The organism is uncultured Psychroserpens sp. (genome assembly GCF_947500255.1).
In the GTDB taxonomy this organism is placed as follows: Bacteria; Bacteroidota; Bacteroidia; order Flavobacteriales; family Flavobacteriaceae; genus Psychroserpens.
On record NZ_CANMRL010000001.1, the window covers coordinates 1,339,730 to 1,356,252 of the forward strand.

The window sequence follows — 16,523 nt, forward strand, 5'->3', positions numbered from 1 at the left end:
ATCAACAAAATTTTATGTCAAAACGATAGTTGAAAATAATGGATACTAAGGAATTACTAAAAAAAGTACGAAAAATTGAGATTAAGACACGCCGATTGTCTGATCATATATTTGGAGGCGAATACCACTCGACGTTTAAAGGTCGTGGTATGACTTTTTCCGAAGTACGCCAATATCAATTTGGAGATGACGTTCGTAATATCGATTGGAATGTTACAGCGCGCTACAATGAACCTTTTGTTAAAGTGTTTGAAGAAGAACGAGAATTGACCATGATGCTTATGGTTGATATTTCGGGATCAGAATTGTTTGGTACAGATGTTCAATTTAAAAATGAAATTGTAACCGAAATTGCAGCGACCTTAGCCTTTTCAGCAACGCAGAATAATGATAAAATTGGACTTATCTTATTTTCAGATGATATTGAACTTTATATTCCTCCAAAAAAAGGACGTTCGCACGTACTGAGAATTATTCGAGAACTCATTGAATTTAAACCAAAGAGTAAGTTGACCAATATCGCCGAGGCATTTAAGTTTTTATCTAATGTCATGAAAAAGAAAGCCATTGTATTTGTGCTTAGCGATTTTATTGCAGACGATTACAAACAGAATTTAAAAATTGCAGCAGGACGCCATGATATTACTGGGATACGTGTTTATGACAAGAGAGAAGAAGCTATTCCAAATTTAGGAATGGTGCAAATGGAAGATGAAGAATCTGGAGAGTTGGTGTTGGTAAATACGGCATCAAAGACCGTAAGAAATAATTACAGTAAATACTATAATGAAAAAGTAGAGTACTATAAAGACACCTTTACAAAATCTGGTTCGGGCACAATTGATTGTCGCGTGGACGAAAGTTATGTAAAGAAGTTATTAGGCTATTTTAAAAGAAGAGGGTAAGCAGTGACAGGATCAAAAATTAAACATATAATCAATGTCTTGAGTAAGCAACTTACCGTACTCACGGTTTGTTGTTTTTTCCTTACAATAGCTTCTAATGCTCAGGTAACATCATCAATTGATACCACCAAAATTAAAATAGGAGAACAAATTACTTACAAGATTCAAGTTGAAGCAGATACTACAGATCTTGTTGTTTTTCCTGAAGGTCAAACCTTCATGCCTTTAGAAATGATTGAGTCCTACAAGGTGGATACCACAAAAAACAATGCGAGATTCAAACTAATAAAAAAATACGGACTAACACAATTTGATTCTGGGTCTTACATGATTCCAAAACAGAAGGTTGTGATTGGGACTAAAACAGTGTTTACAGATTCGTTAAATGTTGAGGTCTTTTCTGTAGCTGTGGATACGACCAAGCAAAATTTATACGACATCAAACCGCTTATTGAAGTTGAAAAAGGAGCCAGTAATTGGTGGATTTACCTTCTAATTGCTTTAGTGTCTTTAGGTTTAATCGGATTCTTACTGTATTGGTTTATTTGGCGAAAAAAGCCATTAACCGAAGAGGAGGAAATTGCAATGCTTCCGCCTTATGATAGGGCAAAACTCGCACTTAAAAAACTTGACGAGAGTAACTATTTACAACGATCTGAATTAAAAGATTACTACTCTGAGTTAACCTTCATCATTAGAAAATATCTCGACGAAAAAGTATATGATCGTGCCTTAGAAAGTACGACAGATGAATTGGTAGATCGACTAAATATGCTTAAAGATGCCAGTCAAATAGAATTGAGTCAAACAGATATTGATAATATTGAAACGATATTGAAACGTGCCGATTTGGTGAAATTTGCTAAGTCCGCTCCAGATATCGAATTGGCGAGAATTGATAGAGACACTATTGATGTCGAAATTGATCAAGTGAAAGAAGCCTTACCAGAACCTACTGAAGAAGAAAAATTACTAAATAAGCAATATAAAGAAGAGCAAGATCGCAAGAAGAAACGAGAGAAAATCGTACTTACCGTTTGTGCTAGCATTTTAATTTTGGTAGCGACTTATGTTGGTTTTGGACTCAAATACGGATTCAAGTACGTTGCAGATACAATTATTGGAAATGAAACCAAAGAACTCTTAGAAGGAGATTGGGTTAAAAGTGATTATGGTGTGCCGCCAATTATGATATCAACACCAGTTGTTTTAGAACGTATTGAATTACAGGCTATAGATACAATTCAGCAAGTTAAGCGAACGGCATTTGGTTATGGAGATCTGGATAGTGCGTTTAATATTGGTGTTGGAACTACACAATATAATCTTCCTGAAGGTGAAGAAATTGATATAAACGGAGCTGTAGAAGAAACAATAAAGTCCTTAGAAAATAATGGCGCAAGAAACCTTTTAGTAAAGCAAGAACAATTTATTACACCAAATGCTGCCGAAGGATTAAAAGTGTTTGGTACAGGAGAATTTCCAACTGATGTTAAAGATCAATATAGGTCTGGAGAATATTTGATTTTAATCTTTGTTGCCGATGACAAATCTGTAATGCAAAAAGTTGCATTGATATGGAATAATGAAGATGAATATACCAATCAAATTATGGATCGTATTTTAAATTCTGTAGAACTTAAAAAAGTAGAAGAGTGATGTTTGAAGGCGTAGAGTTCTTAAATAAAGAGTTTTTTTGGTTGTTTTTATTGCTGCCTCTAGCTATAGTTTGGTATGTGTTTAAGAGAAAACGTCAAACTGCAGAGCTCAAAATATCTAGTATTAAAGGATTTCAAGTAGGACAGTCTATTTTACCTAAACTACGTCCAATGTTATTTGTATGTCGTTTATTGGCTTTAGCATTTTTGATTACGGCACTTGCAAGACCGAGAACTTCAGATGAAACAACCAAAACGAAAACGACTAAAGGTATCGATATCGTTATGGCTATTGATGTATCAGCAAGTATGTTGGCAAAAGACCTATTACCTAATCGTCTTGAGGCCTTAAAGAAAGTGGCTGCAGAATTTATTCAAGGGCGACCAAATGATAGAATAGGTTTAGTAGAATATGCAGGAGAAAGTTATACAAAAACACCAATTACCAGTGATAAAGCAATAGTGCTACGTTCACTTAGAGACGTGAAATATAATGACATCATAGAAACGGGAACGGCTATAGGTATGGGTTTGGCAACATCTGTTAACCGATTAAAAGATAGCAAGGCCAAGAGTAAGATTATCATTTTATTGACGGACGGTGTCAATAATTCTGGGTTTATAGATCCTAAAATCGCAAGTGAGTTAGCGGTCGAATACGGCATTAAAGTTTATACAGTTGGACTTGGAACCAATGGCATGGCTTTGTCACCTTATTCAATGAATAGAAATGGTACATTTCAATACCGAAGAGTACAAGTAGAGATTGATGAAGACTTACTAAATGAAATTGCAGATGTTACAGGAGGTAAATATTTTAGAGCTACTAATAACAAGAAATTAAAAGAGATTTACAACGAAATAAATAAACTGGAAAAAACTGAAATCGAAGAGATCAAATACACAAGCTACGATGAGAAATATCGTCCGTTGATTTTGATAGCTCTTGGCTTTTTAATTATTGAAGCCTTATTGCGATTAACCGTTTTTAGAAGTTTTGTATAGCGATTATGTTTGATTTTCAATTAGAAGAAAAAGTTTGGTTTTGGATATTACTGGTAATTCCGGTGATTATCTTCCTGTTTGCTATACTACAGTTTTGGAAATATAGAACTCAAAAGCGATTTGCAAATTCGCTGTTGCTAAAACGATTAAGCCCCAACCAATCTCTATTCAAGTCTATTTTAAAAATAGTAGTGCTCAGTCTCGCATTTGCTTGTCTAGCCATTGCCTTGGTAAATCCTAAAATAGGAACGAAGTTAGAGACTGTAAAGCGATTAGGAGTCGATATTGTGTTTGCTGTAGATGTTTCAAAAAGTATGCTTGCCGAAGATATAGCGCCCAATCGTCTAGAAAAATCAAAGCAGTTAGTAACACAGATTATAAACAATTTGGCTAGTGATCGTATTGGGATTATCGCCTATGCTGGCAAAGCATTTCCGCAACTGCCAATTACTACAGATTATGGATCGGCAAAAATGTTTCTCCAAAATTTAAATACCGACATGTTGTCGTCTCAAGGAACCGCCATTAATGAAGCGATTGAATTGGCAAAGACTTATTTTAATGACGAAGAGCAAACCAATCGCGTATTAATTATTATTTCCGATGGTGAAGATCATAGCGATATTGCCAGTAATGTTGCTGAAGAAGCTGGAGAAGAAGGCATTCGAATTTTCACCATAGGTGTTGGAGATGAGAAAGGTGGTCCAATTCCTATTAAACGAAATGGTGTGCTTTTAAATTACAAAAAAGACAATCAAGGAGAGACTGTAATTACCAAACTTAACGAAGAAACACTCAAAGATATAGCAGATGAAGCCAATGGCGCATATATTAGAGGGAATAACACTTCTGAAGTAATCGATGAGATCAAAGATATTTTGAATCGAATGGAGAAGACCGAATTTGAAGCCAAAGAATTTGCCGATTTTAAAGACCAGTTTCAATGGTTTTTAGGTTTTGGGATCTTCTTTTTGTTTATAGATATTTTCTTCCTCGAACGAAAAACAGGATGGTTAAAACGACTCAATCTTTTTAATGAGAATATGTAATCGTTTCAGTATTATATATTTTATAAATTCTTTAACTATATCAAGCCCTACAGTTTTTTATCTTGCTATTTACTAAATATGAGAATGAACCACATAAAAATTATAATTTTATTCTTAGTGTTACCATTACTAAGTTTTGGTCAAGATAAAGATTTGTCTATATTCGAAAATCTAGTTGACAAAACTTGGAGTGCAGAAGGACAATGGGAAAACAACGGTCCAAAGTTTAAACAAGATGTGCATTTCAGTTTTGATCTAGAGCGTTCGGTTGTGATAGCAAAGTCAAAAGGGTTTATTAATAAAGAACAAACTGAATTTGGTGATAGAAACCATGGTGTTAGACACTATGATAAAACGACCAATACGATCAAGTTTTGGGAGTTTGATGTTTTCGGAAATGTGACTAAAGGAGAAGTGTTAGCCGAAGGTAAAAATATCATTTATCAGTATCAATATGGAGAATCAATAATTACTGATATGTGGGAATATGTAGATGATTCTACTTATAATTTTAAAGTAGGGAGTTATAACAACGGAACATGGGAACAAGTTTACTTGAATACCGTTTTTAAAGAACAAAAGTAAAATGAGGAAACTACTTATCATTTGTACGGTCTTAATGACGACCCTGAGTTTTGCTCAGGATAAAGACAAAGAGCGTGAGGAAAAATTAAAGCTAGAGAAAGCTACTAATTATGTATATGAAGGCAACGAATTGGTAGATGCCGATAATTATATCTCTGCTGAGATGGAATACAGAAAGGCAATTTCCAAAGCACCTTCAGTGGTTGCTGGCTCGTATAATTTGGGAAGTACCTACTATGAAAAAGAGAATTATGATGAAGCTTTGTATCGTTTAAAACTTGCTGCTGATAATTCAGAATCTAAAGAAGAAAAACATAAGATATTTCACAATATTGGAAATATTTTAATGAAACAAGACTTATGCGAAATGGCTGTTGAGTCTTTTAAAAACGCATTAAGAAACAATCCAACTGATGATGAAACGCGTTACAATTTGGCTATAGCTAAACAATGTGCTGAGCAGCAAAAGAAAGAGAAGGAAAAGGAAGAAGAGAAAAAAGACGAGGATAAAGAAGACGAAAATAAAGACGAAGAAAAGAAAGAGGACGAGAAAAAGCAGGACCCTAAAGATGAAGGCGATCAAGATAAAAAGGAAGGAGACGATGAAAAAGATGAAGAAGGAAAGCCAAAAGACGAAAAAGATAAAGGAGAAGGAAAAGAAAAAGAGGATAATAAGCAAAAAGGAAAACCAAAACCAAAACCTGGGCAGCTTTCACCACAGCAAATTAAAAACTTGCTAGAAGCTATGAACAATCAAGAACAGAAAGTTCAGGAAAAAATAAATGCTGATAAACAAAAAGGAGTAAAAGTCAAACCTGAAAAGGATTGGTAGTGCCCTTTTAACATACAACCAAAATCCGAACACTATGAAATCTATTAAACAAACGCTATTGTTGCTGAGTATTTTTTCAGTTGGAATAGTATTCGCACAAGTGAATTTTGAAGTTAAAGTTAGTAAAGATAAAGTGGCTCCTAATGAATCTATTCGAGTAGATTTTGAGATGGATGCAGAGGAAGAGGAATTTACGCCGCCAAGCTTTAGTGATTTTGAAGTGGTAAGCGGTCCACAAAAAAATGTGAGTAGAAGTTGGATTAAAGGTGAAGAGAGTTATAAGAAAACCATAACTTATTATGTTGTGCCTCAAAAGCAAGGTGATCTAACAATTGATCAAGCTCGAATGACTGTTGATGATGAAACTTACCTAACAAAACCAATGTCTGTTAAAGTTAATGACATATATAAAAGTAAGGAAGAGAATCCTCAACTTTTAAAGTTTAATAATACTGTTCATTTGGTTGCTGAGGTATCTAACAAAACGGTTTCAGTAGGAAGTTCTATTGAAGTTACCTATACGCTGTATGTGTCTCCAGATGTTGGAATTTCAAATTGGAAAGCATTGGCTAAACCAGAATATGAAGATTTTGAATCTGAAGATATTGATGTAAAACCGCTGAAAGTTGAAGACGGAATGTACAAAGGTGAAAAACAGCGCTTTGTGGTATTGAGCAAAACAAAATTAACGTCAAAAGAAAAAGGTCAGTTTCAATTAGAACCTTTAAAACTTAACGTAACAGTAGAAATGCCAACAGATAAAAATGATATTTTTGGTAGTCCTGTAATGCAAACCATAAATAAAACATTAACTACCAACGTTATTACAGTTACAGTTAAATAAAAAATAGAAAAGTATCTATTGAGATGAAAATCGTAAAACACATAACATTATTACTTATCGTACTGACTTCGAGTATGGCTTCTGCGCAAGTTAAATTTGAAGCAAAATTGAGTAAGCAAAAATTAGGTGTCAATGAACGATTACGTATCGATTTTGTAATGAATAAAGATGGTGATAATTTCAATCCACCAGATTTTGCAAATTTTAATGTAGTTGGAGGACCTAACACTTCTGTCAGTAATTCCTGGCTTAATGGACAACATTCTTATAATAAAACCTACAGTTATTTCTTAGCACCTACAAAGAAAGGTAAACTAAAAATTAATGAAGCAAGTATCGAAATTGAAGGTGTAGTTTATAAAACAAAAGCCGTAACGGTAAATGTGACTAATGCTGTAAAACGACCAAATGATCCTTATAATGTTGATGGTGTTGCAGCCGAAAACATACATTTAGTTGCCGAAGTCTCAAAGTCAAATCCTTACCTTAATGAGGCAATTACTGTGGTATATAAACTATACGTTTCGGCAAATACAGGTGTAAGTAATTGGAGAGAAGTTGATAATCCAAGGTATAACGATTTTTGGAGTCAGAAAATTGATACGAAAGGATATCGCATTCAAAATGGCAAATATAAAGGTCAAGACTATAGATATGTCGTTCTTCGTAAGACTGTACTTTACCCTCAAAAAACAGGAAAGTTAGAAATAGAGCCCTTAACACTTGATATCACAGTAGAAGTGCCAACTAAAAGGCGAGATATTTTTGGAGGAAGACATATGGCTCAAACCAATAGAACGGTTTCTGCAGGAAGTAGAACCATTAATGTAAAACCTTTACCAGACGAAGGAAAACCAGAGAATTTTACAGGAGCTGTTGGTGATTTTAAATTTAATGTCATTACGTCTAAATCTGAGTTAAATGCATCAGAGTCTCTCCAAGCTAGAGTTGAAGTGACTGGAAAAGGTAATTTGAATTTGTTTCAGTTGCCAAAGCTAACTGTGCCGAGTTCTTTAGAGGTTTATGAACCAGAACATAATGAAAACATAAGAACTAGATTAGACGGAATGTATGGTTCTATTTCAGATAGTTACACTATTATTCCACAATATAAAGGTAAATACCCAATACCAAGCCTTTCTTTCTCTTACTTTGATTTAGAGACTGAAACCTATAAAACAGTATCATCTGGTGAAATTGTTATTGATGTTATCGAAGGCCCAGTTAATAATAGTGCTAGTGATGATAATATTGCTGAATCTGATAGCAATAAAAAAGAAGTTACCTTAAATAATGCACAATTTGCATTTATAAAAACGAAAGCTAATTTAAAACCAACAAAACAAGAAAACTTCTTTAAATCTGCTGAGTTTTGGAGCTCATTATTACTCCCATTATTAGCCATTCCATTAGCACTTGTATATCGTAAGAAAAAAGAAGAGCGTAATGCTGATGTCTTCGGAAATAAAATTAGAAAAGCAGATAAATTAGCAAGACGCTATTTAGGAGAAGCTAAAAAATCATTAGGACATAAAGAAGCATTTTATATTGCTTTAGAGAAAGCATTGCATAATTATTTGAAAGCCAAGTTACATATTGAAACAAGTGATTTTAGCAAAGAAAAAATCGAGGCCATACTAATAGAGCGTCAAGTAAATGATATCACAGTTAAAGAGTTTATTAGCATTTTGGAACATTGCGAATTGGCACGATATACACCTATCACTAATGTGGAGATGCAACAAGATTATGATAAGGCAGCGTCAACTATTTCAATTATTGATAAGGAAATCAGATAAGAATGAAGCAGCTATTTTACATATTAATATTGTTTATAAGTACAAGCGCGTCCTTTGCTCAGAATGAAGCGCTATTTAAGGAAGCTAATTCACTTTATAATGAAGCAAATTATGCTGAAGCATTAGATAAGTATGAGTCTATTTTAGAAACTCAAGAGCATTCAGCCGAATTGTATTTCAACATGGCCAATGCACATTATAAGCTCAATCATATTGCTCCAAGTATTTATTATTATGAAAAAGCACTGCTATTAAAACCTCGTGATAAAGATATTCAGAACAATATTGCATATGCTAGAAATATGACAATCGATGCTATAGAGGTCATTCCTGAAGTTGGCTTTTCCAAACTTATAAAAACGATTACAAATACCTTCAGTTTTAATAATTGGGCGAAGTTATGTGTGGCTTTAGTCGTTATATTTGTCATTTTATTTTTAGGATATTACTTTTCTCATAGTACTGCAAAAAAAAGAGTTGCCTTTGTGACGAGTTTGTCGTGTTTGCTTCTAGCATGTGTTGCCTTTGCCTTTGCCTTTCACAAATATGACTTGGTCGAAAAAGATCAACCAGCTATTGTTTTTGCTCAAGAAGCTCAGGTTAAGAGTGAGCCCAATTTAAGAAGCGCAGAGACCTTTAAACTCCATGAAGGAACTAAAGTTCAAGTTCTAGATACGGTGTCTAGTTGGAAAAAAATACAACTAAGCGACGGTAAAGTGGGTTGGGTCTTAAACGAGGATATTAAAATGTTGAAGACTTTTTAAACATTCTTTAACAAAATTTCCAGAATCAAAGCTTATATTTGTAACTTTCTCTTTTGAATATGAACAAAAATCTACTAACCATTTTCTTTATGATATTATTTTTGTCGCTCACTACAGCGCCAACGATACTCATGATTGTTGATGATTCAATAGATATGTCATTTGTTTATGATATTTCAGAAGAAGAAGAAGAAAAAAAAGGGAAAGACAAGAATAAAGAATTTGAAAAATTCCTTATTGATTCAGATAAGGATTTAGATGGTTTTCCAGTAATTAAAAAGGCAAAAAATCTTAAGTATGCCTACAAAACTTATCCCAAACCACATCTCAATTTAATTTTCCCACCTCCCGAATTCATTTCATAATTTTTAGAGCACTTCGGATAAAATTATCCAAAAAAATTATTGAAATAAGCTATTGAATTTCTCTTTAGCCTAAATGAATTTATATATGTTTAAAACTATTAAGAATGACTTGCCAGCGAGTATAGTCGTATTTTTTGTCGCACTACCTTTATGTTTAGGTATTGCATTAGCCAGTGGAGCACCTCTTTTTTCAGGACTTATAGCTGGTATTGTAGGAGGAATTGTTGTAGGAGGACTAAGCGGATCTAAAATTGGAGTTAGTGGACCTGCTGCAGGACTAGCTGCTATTGTATTAACAGCTATTGGTACTTTAGGAGGTTATCAAAACTTTCTTTTAGCAGTGGTCTTAGGAGGTGTTATCCAATTGATCTTTGGATTTCTCAAAGCGGGAATTATTGGGTATTATTTCCCGTCTTCCGTTATAAAAGGAATGTTAACAGGAATTGGTATTATAATTATTTTAAAACAAATACCTTATTTCTTCGGACTTGATAAAAACCCAGAAGGCAATTTTGCATTTTTGCAATTGGATGGTGAAAATACGTTCACAGAATTACTAAAATCTATAAACGCATTGATAAGTGGAAACTTTGATAAAGGCGCTACACTTATAGCATTTGTTGCTTTAGGGATATTATTGCTTTGGAGTAAAGTATTGAGTAAAAAAGGTAAATTCTTTGAGATTGTACAAGGACCTTTAGTCGCTGTAATAGTAGGTATAGTATTCTATGTAGTCACCAAATCAAACGATGCATTATCGTTAGAGGCTTCTCATTTAGTAAGTGTTCCAATTCCAGAGGATGCGTCATCATTTTTTGGGCAATTTAGTTTCCCTAATTTTTCAGCAATTACAAATCCTGAAATATGGATTGTGGCATTCACTATAGCGCTGGTTGCAAGTTTAGAAACATTACTTTGTGTTGAGGCTACAGATAAACTGGATCCACATAAAAATGTAACACCTACCAACCGAGAATTATTAGCGCAAGGTTCAGGGAACATTATTTCGGGAATGATTGGAGGTTTACCAATTACACAAGTAATTGTAAGAAGTTCTGCAAATATCCAATCTGGAGGTCGAAGTAAAGCCTCGGCTATTATCCATGGTTTTTTCTTATTGATATCAGTGATACTAATTCCTAGACTATTAAATATGATTCCATTATCAGTTTTAGCTGCAGTCTTATTTATTGTAGGATTCAAATTAGCAAAACCTTCATTATTTAAAAAGATGTATAGCTTAGGGTGGAAACAATCAATTCCATTTTTTGTCACAGTTTTAGGTATCGTTTTCACCGATTTATTAGTAGGAATCGGTATGGGATTAGCGGTAGGAATCGTAGTGATTTTAATTAAAAGCTATCAGAACTCTCACTTTTTACATATTGAAGATAAGAGTAATGGGAAGCATAAAATAAAAATGACACTTGCTGAAGAGGTAACTTTCTTTAACAAAGGTGCAATCTTAAAAGAACTAGATAGTTTGCCAAGAGATACATACTTAGAGTTGGATGTAAGAAAAACGAGATACTTAGATAACGATATTATCGAAATTCTTGATGATTTTGCATTTAAGGCAAAAGAGAGGAATATTGACATACAACTCATTTCAGAACGAGGTGTTGTTGAAAATCCTGAAAGCTTTATAGAATTTTTTAAATTAAGACCGAAATCGGCATAAAACAATAACATTATGAAAACCAATAAATATAAAATATTAGTGCTTTCAGATATGAAAGACACAGCTTCCAAAACAATTAAAAGTAGTATTAGTCTCTCTAAAATGATAGATGGAGATATTCACTTTTTTCATGTAAAGAAACCTACAGAAATTGTAGAAAAAGAAAGTCAGTTGTCTGCTATGAGAACAATTAACAAGGCTTATGTTTCTATCTCAAGTGACATACAAAATCTAATTGAACCAATAGCTAAAGACTATAACACCAATATTACTTACAACCACACATTTGGTAATGTAAAAAATGAAATTTTAGATTGTATTAAAAAGCAAAGACCAGATATAATAGTACTTGGAAGACGAAAGTCTAAACCAATTAACTTGTTAGGAGATAAGATTACAGATTTTATTATTAAAAACTATAATGGTGCTATTATGATTGCTTCTGAAGAAGAGGTATTAGAACCTGAAAAAGAATTATCATTAGGTTTACTTGATGATGCTAATACTACTTTTAACTTGGAGTTTATCGATGCCTTGTTTAAACATACACAAAAACCATTAAAATCATTCAGAACAGTTAAAAACCCAGTTGCAAGTACTGAAGAAAAACCGCTCAATACTGGAGACACGATAGAATTAGTTTTTGATCATGGAAATAATTCTATTAAAAGCTTATCAAATTACTTAGCAAAAAGTGATGTTAATTTATTGTGTTTAAATAGAGGCAGCAGCGATGTCAAAAATAATAAATCAACTATTAAGGATGTGATGAGTAATGTGAATGTATCATTGTTAATTTCCGAAGGACAAAAACAGTAATCATAAATTCATGTTAATTGGAACAGGTAAGGTAGGCTTTGCTTTTTATTAATTTAAAAAGTGCTAAATTTAGGGTTAACCTAACATTTCAAATATGAAAAATTTGTTTTCTAATATCAAGGGTGACGCCTTTGGTGGTATCACTGCTGGTATTGTAGCTTTACCTTTAGCCCTGGCCTTTGGAGTTTCTTCTGGGTTAGGACCTAGTGCAGGGTTATATGGCGCCATCTTTATTAGCTTTTTTGCAGCTCTTTTTGGTGGTACAAATACACAAATCTCTGGCCCAACTGCCCCAATGACTGCCGTAAGTATGGTAGTTATTGCAGGTATTATTGCTGCTAATGATGGAAGTGTAGAAAAAGCACTTCCGGCAATTTTGACGGTATTTTTGTTAGCAGGTCTAATGCAGATAGGACTTGGAGCCATTGGGTTAGGTAAGTATATTCGGTATATACCTTATCCAGTTGTATCTGGTTTTATGACGGCCATAGGGGTTATTATTTTGATTACACAAATTTTACCTTCGCTTGGGTATTATCCTAAAGAAGATATGGATTATGTCAATCAGTTTAAGCCTCAAGCCGAAGAAGTTATTCTAGAAAATATTTTAAAAGAAGAAGCTGCTGAAGATATTTTAGTATTAGAAGATTTTAAGGAAACTATATCTCGAGCCGAAAAGATTACTCAAGACGATATTTTAAAAGAGTCGCAAACACTTGCTGCTAAAAATGCTTCAGGGGTTTTAGGAGCACTTAAAGTATTGCCAAGAGCGCTCAAGAACATCAGCTGGCTAGAAGTCATACTGGCTTTGGGTACGATATTTATAATTTATGGATTTAAACGAATTACAACTAAGATTCCAAGTACGCTGGTCGCATTAGTAGTGATGTCTACCATTGCCATCGTAGGGAATTTAAATTATAAGCCTATTCCTGAGATTCCGGAAGGCTTACCAATACCCAATTTAGAAATCATTACAAGTTTCAATCTAAATGCAATAACGCCTTATGTTTTTACAGCTCTAGCTCTAGCGCTTTTAGGAGCAATAGATTCACTCCTAACAAGTATCGTGGCAGACAATATGACCAAAACCAAACATAAACCCAATAAGGAATTAGTTGGTCAAGGGATTGGTAATAGTATCGCAGCTTTATTTGGTGGTATTCCAGGAGCAGGTGCTACTATTCGTACTGTAGTGAACATTAATTCAGGTGGAAAAACAAAACTATCTGGTATGATTGCTGGAATATTATTGTTTAGCATCTTAATGATTCCAGGCTTGCCAAATTTGGCCTCTCAAATTCCTGCAGCTGTGTTAGCAGGTATATTAATTACTGTTGGTATTGGAGTGATGGATTATAAGGGCTTAAAAGCAATTCCTGCCATGCCAAAAGATATTAAATTGGGACCATTAAAACTGAGTTCCGAAGTATTGATAATGCTCGTAGTACTTATACTTTCTTCATTTTGGGATTTAGTTTACGCCGTAGGTATTGGGTTAGTGATAGCTTCATTAATGTTTATGAAAAAAATAGGTGACCTTACCGCTGAACGATCTGATGTAAAACCATTAAAAGAAGAAGCTTGGGCAGATGAAGCCAATTTTCCAAGTAAATTAAAAGAAGAAGTTTTTATAAAACACTTAAAAGGACCTTTGTTTTTTGGATCGACTTCAGATTTTCAACAACTCACCTTACAAATACCAAATACCGCATCTATAGTGGTATTGCGTTTAGGTAGAATGCAATATATGGATCAATCGGGATTATATGCGATGGAAGATATGCTTCAAGATTTAAAAGCTAAAGGTGTCGATGTACTATTTGTAGGACTGTTAAGACAACCGCGTTATATGATGGAGCGTATTGACATTATACCAGATTTCATTTCTGAAGAACACATCTTTGCATCTTTTAATGACTGCATGAATTGGATAAAAACAAACGTAAAAGACGAATATTAATATTTAATTACAACAACAAATGAAAAATATAGCAATAACAAAAGACGTTCAAAGCGCATTAACACCTGATAGTGTTTTGCAAGATTTATTACAAGGAAATAGCCGTTTTGTTAACGGAAATTCTCAAGCAACAGACAACTCGGCTCTGGTAAACCAAACTACAGGTGGGCAATACCCTAAAGCCGTTGTACTATCGTGTATAGATTCTCGTGTACCAGTCGAAACTGTATTAGATCAAGCCATTGGAGATGTATTTGTGGCTAGAGTTGCCGGGAATTTCGAAAATGTAGATATTTTAGGAAGCTTGGAGTACTCTTGCAATGTTGCAGGAAGTAAACTCATTCTTGTATTAGGTCACGAAAGTTGCGGTGCTGTAAAAGCAGCTTGCGATGGTGTCGAATTAGGAAACATAACAGCTATGTTGGATAATATTATGCCAGCAGTTAGAAAATCTGCCGATGAGGTCGATGGTGAAGCGAATTCATCTAATAAAGAATTTGTTGCTAAAACAGTTGAAAACAATGTAAGGTTGACCATAGATCGTATTCGTGAGAAAAGTAAAATTCTACAGGAAATGGAAGATAATGGAGAAATCAAGATTGCTGGTGGTGTATATAGCTTACATACAGGAAAAGTAAATATGTTGTAAAAATATCAATCCTAAAAAAGCCGCTCATTGAGCGGCTTTTTTTTATACCAAAATTTAACATATATAAAAGCGTATAAATTTTTATTTAGAATCATTCTAATTTATATTTGTGTCAATAAAATCTACCTTCTATGAATGACATCAATACGCTTTATTATAATGATTTCGGAATTGCGTTTCAATGGAAGCGATGTGCAGCAAAGGATTTTAAAAAAGTACAACTTGTATTTAGAAATACAGGGTTTTTTTTAACCGAAGCTGAGCTCATTCAATTTCATAAAAATGTGAAACGAAGCCTAGATTCTCAGCAATTGTGTTCCGACTGTAAACACAACGGGACATGTCGTTCGTTGCTATTACAAACACCTGCTAACCAAATAAGTTTAGCAATGAGTTTAATCGAGCTTCAAGATGTTCAAGATTTAATAAAAGGCACAATAACACAATTAGAATTAGAACATGTGTTTAAAGCGAATAATATTAGTAAAGGAGATTAACGGCGTATTAGGCTTCAGTGGTGTCTTCTGAGGTTTCTTCGTTTGGATCATCTTTCCCTTTATTCAAGATACTTGGGAAAATCATTGGTGCTAATGATTTTACAGGTTCATAAAGAATAGAATCTTCTAAGTCTTCCTTATCAGCAAACGGAATCGAATTATTCATATTATCAAAAACGATAAGTAGTACACTTAAAATTAAACCAATTTTTAATGCACCAAACACACCCCCTAAAAGTTTGTTCAATACACCTAATGCCGCAAAATCTGCTAACTTGGTTAATGCTTTTCCTGCAAGAGCAATAATTAAAACAATGATGACAAACGTAATAGCAAACGCAACAATATTGATATACTTTTCATCCCAATCCAGCCTACTATCTAGGAATTCAGCAGCAAAATTGCTAAAGTGAATAGCACCATATACACCTGCAATCAATGCAACAAGAGAAGCCACTTCTACAAAAAGCCCTTTCATGAAACCTCGTATAAGTCCAAATAATAAAAGCGCTCCTAATATGATATCAATAATAGCCATAGTTTAGTCAGTTTTAACAAACCTACATAATTTTTCTCATTTTAAAATAATAACGCTAAAGTTGAACTTATAGTTTATTAACTTTGCAAACTAAATAGCTTCGATAAGAACTTATGGCAAGAGATGAGCAATTAAAACAACGTTGGGAATTGGTTGTAGAGAAATTATCTGCACGATTTTCAGATGGAGATCCCTTAGATCTAGACGCAATTATTTATTTAATAGGTGTTCAAGAATTAGGACAACTAGATAGGCGTTTTAAAAAAGACCACAAGCTGGATCTCATGCATATTGCTATTTGTAAACTCTTATCACCTTACGGTTATTACGAATTCGATTTTGTAGATGAAGAAGGCTGGCCGCATTACAAGGTAAAAGAGCAATTGCCACCTTTAAAAGCAGGCGAACAAAGTGTCTTGATGAAAGACGCTATTGTTAACTATTTCATTGAAACCGAATTTATAGACTAATTAGTTAGTTGGGCGTTACCGCAAGGGTCGCGCTCTCGTCAGTCGCTTCCAGATAAAAAGTATCTGGAGAGCTCCAACAAATGCCTCCATCGCTAACGCA

General features: G+C 33.9%; 17 protein-coding genes. 16 read left to right on the forward strand and 1 reads right to left on the reverse strand.

Features of this window, described 5'->3' with window-relative positions; all coding sequences use genetic code 11:
• The first annotated feature begins 38 nt into the window (after window positions 1-38).
• The 15 genes from Q0783_RS05800 (at window position 39) to Q0783_RS05870 (ending at window position 15,415) form a co-directional block, all read left to right on the forward strand.
• Window positions 39-905: a DUF58 domain-containing protein gene (locus Q0783_RS05800; protein WP_298756123.1), complete on the forward strand. Its 867-nt coding sequence runs from the start codon at window positions 39-41 to the stop codon at window positions 903-905.
• 39 nt (window positions 906-944) lie between these two features.
• Entirely contained in the window at window positions 945-2,564 is a 1,620-nt protein-coding gene (locus Q0783_RS05805) for a hypothetical protein (RefSeq protein WP_298893926.1), read from the forward strand.
• On the forward strand, window positions 2,564-3,568 hold the full coding sequence (locus tag Q0783_RS05810) for a VWA domain-containing protein (protein WP_298893928.1): 1,005 nt from the start codon (window positions 2,564-2,566) through the stop codon (window positions 3,566-3,568). The genes Q0783_RS05805 and Q0783_RS05810 overlap by 1 nt, the downstream gene beginning before the upstream one ends.
• Window positions 3,569-3,573: 5 nt before the next feature.
• Entirely contained in the window at window positions 3,574-4,617 is a 1,044-nt protein-coding gene (locus Q0783_RS05815; RefSeq protein WP_298893930.1) for a VWA domain-containing protein, read from the forward strand.
• Window positions 4,618-4,701: 84 nt separating this feature from the next.
• A complete protein-coding gene (locus tag Q0783_RS05820) occupies window positions 4,702-5,202 on the forward strand; it encodes a hypothetical protein (protein WP_298893932.1) in 501 nt (166 codons plus the stop codon).
• A 1-nt stretch (window position 5,203) separates the two neighbouring features.
• Window positions 5,204-6,034: an aerotolerance regulator BatC gene (locus Q0783_RS05825; RefSeq protein ID WP_298893933.1), complete on the forward strand. Its 831-nt coding sequence runs from the start codon at window positions 5,204-5,206 to the stop codon at window positions 6,032-6,034.
• A 34-nt stretch (window positions 6,035-6,068) separates the two neighbouring features.
• A complete protein-coding gene (locus Q0783_RS05830) occupies window positions 6,069-6,878 on the forward strand; it encodes a BatD family protein (protein ID WP_298893934.1) in 810 nt (269 codons plus the stop codon).
• 23 nt (window positions 6,879-6,901) lie between these two features.
• Entirely contained in the window at window positions 6,902-8,677 is a 1,776-nt protein-coding gene (locus Q0783_RS05835; protein ID WP_298893935.1) for a BatD family protein, read from the forward strand.
• A gap of 2 nt (window positions 8,678-8,679) precedes the next feature.
• Window positions 8,680-9,441 (forward strand): tetratricopeptide repeat protein, encoded by a 762-nt coding sequence (locus Q0783_RS05840; protein WP_298893936.1) that lies wholly within the window; start codon window positions 8,680-8,682, stop codon window positions 9,439-9,441.
• A gap of 89 nt (window positions 9,442-9,530) precedes the next feature.
• Window positions 9,531-9,806, forward strand: a complete 276-nt coding sequence (locus Q0783_RS05845; RefSeq protein ID WP_298893937.1) for a hypothetical protein — start codon at window positions 9,531-9,533, stop codon at window positions 9,804-9,806.
• Window positions 9,807-9,891: 85 nt separating this feature from the next.
• Entirely contained in the window at window positions 9,892-11,487 is a 1,596-nt protein-coding gene (locus Q0783_RS05850) for a SulP family inorganic anion transporter (RefSeq protein WP_298893938.1), read from the forward strand.
• 12 nt (window positions 11,488-11,499) lie between these two features.
• Window positions 11,500-12,306, forward strand: coding sequence for a universal stress protein (locus Q0783_RS05855; RefSeq protein ID WP_298893939.1), 807 nt, complete (start codon window positions 11,500-11,502; stop codon window positions 12,304-12,306).
• A gap of 94 nt (window positions 12,307-12,400) precedes the next feature.
• Window positions 12,401-14,269: a SulP family inorganic anion transporter gene (locus tag Q0783_RS05860; protein WP_298893940.1), complete on the forward strand. Its 1,869-nt coding sequence runs from the start codon at window positions 12,401-12,403 to the stop codon at window positions 14,267-14,269.
• Window positions 14,270-14,288: 19 nt separating this feature from the next.
• Window positions 14,289-14,918 carry a carbonic anhydrase family protein gene (locus Q0783_RS05865; protein WP_298893941.1) on the forward strand — a complete coding sequence of 210 codons (630 nt, stop codon included), beginning with the start codon at window positions 14,289-14,291 and terminating at the stop codon, window positions 14,916-14,918.
• A 131-nt stretch (window positions 14,919-15,049) separates the two neighbouring features.
• Window positions 15,050-15,415: a DUF6686 family protein gene (locus Q0783_RS05870; RefSeq protein WP_298893942.1), complete on the forward strand. Its 366-nt coding sequence runs from the start codon at window positions 15,050-15,052 to the stop codon at window positions 15,413-15,415.
• A 7-nt stretch (window positions 15,416-15,422) separates the two neighbouring features.
• Here Q0783_RS05870 and Q0783_RS05875 read toward each other — a convergent pair whose 3' ends face one another.
• Window positions 15,423-15,953 (reverse strand): CvpA family protein, encoded by a 531-nt coding sequence (locus tag Q0783_RS05875; protein WP_298893944.1) that lies wholly within the window; start codon window positions 15,951-15,953, stop codon window positions 15,423-15,425.
• Window positions 15,954-16,066: 113 nt separating this feature from the next.
• On the opposite strand from Q0783_RS05875, the gene Q0783_RS05880 reads away from it, so the two are divergent.
• Window positions 16,067-16,423: a hypothetical protein gene (locus tag Q0783_RS05880; RefSeq protein WP_298893945.1), complete on the forward strand. Its 357-nt coding sequence runs from the start codon at window positions 16,067-16,069 to the stop codon at window positions 16,421-16,423.
• The last annotated feature ends 100 nt before the right edge of the window (window positions 16,424-16,523 follow it).

Coding starts and splice junctions, on each gene's coding strand:
- Q0783_RS05850 (WP_298893938.1), top strand. CDS start 9,892: ATGTTTAAAACTATTAAGAATGACTTGCCAGCGAGTATAGTCGTATTT.
- Q0783_RS05815 (WP_298893930.1), top strand. CDS start 3,574: ATGTTTGATTTTCAATTAGAAGAAAAAGTTTGGTTTTGGATATTACTG.
- Q0783_RS05875 (WP_298893944.1), bottom strand. CDS start 15,953: ATGGCTATTATTGATATCATATTAGGAGCGCTTTTATTATTTGGACTT.
- Q0783_RS05870 (WP_298893942.1), top strand. CDS start 15,050: ATGAATGACATCAATACGCTTTATTATAATGATTTCGGAATTGCGTTT.
- Q0783_RS05810 (WP_298893928.1), top strand. CDS start 2,564: ATGTTTGAAGGCGTAGAGTTCTTAAATAAAGAGTTTTTTTGGTTGTTT.
- Q0783_RS05880 (WP_298893945.1), top strand. CDS start 16,067: ATGGCAAGAGATGAGCAATTAAAACAACGTTGGGAATTGGTTGTAGAG.
- Q0783_RS05860 (WP_298893940.1), top strand. CDS start 12,401: ATGAAAAATTTGTTTTCTAATATCAAGGGTGACGCCTTTGGTGGTATC.
- Q0783_RS05835 (WP_298893935.1), top strand. CDS start 6,902: ATGAAAATCGTAAAACACATAACATTATTACTTATCGTACTGACTTCG.
- Q0783_RS05855 (WP_298893939.1), top strand. CDS start 11,500: ATGAAAACCAATAAATATAAAATATTAGTGCTTTCAGATATGAAAGAC.
- Q0783_RS05840 (WP_298893936.1), top strand. CDS start 8,680: ATGAAGCAGCTATTTTACATATTAATATTGTTTATAAGTACAAGCGCG.
- Q0783_RS05825 (WP_298893933.1), top strand. CDS start 5,204: ATGAGGAAACTACTTATCATTTGTACGGTCTTAATGACGACCCTGAGT.
- Q0783_RS05820 (WP_298893932.1), top strand. CDS start 4,702: ATGAACCACATAAAAATTATAATTTTATTCTTAGTGTTACCATTACTA.
- Q0783_RS05845 (WP_298893937.1), top strand. CDS start 9,531: ATGATATTATTTTTGTCGCTCACTACAGCGCCAACGATACTCATGATT.
- Q0783_RS05865 (WP_298893941.1), top strand. CDS start 14,289: ATGAAAAATATAGCAATAACAAAAGACGTTCAAAGCGCATTAACACCT.
- Q0783_RS05800 (WP_298756123.1), top strand. CDS start 39: ATGGATACTAAGGAATTACTAAAAAAAGTACGAAAAATTGAGATTAAG.
- Q0783_RS05830 (WP_298893934.1), top strand. CDS start 6,069: ATGAAATCTATTAAACAAACGCTATTGTTGCTGAGTATTTTTTCAGTT.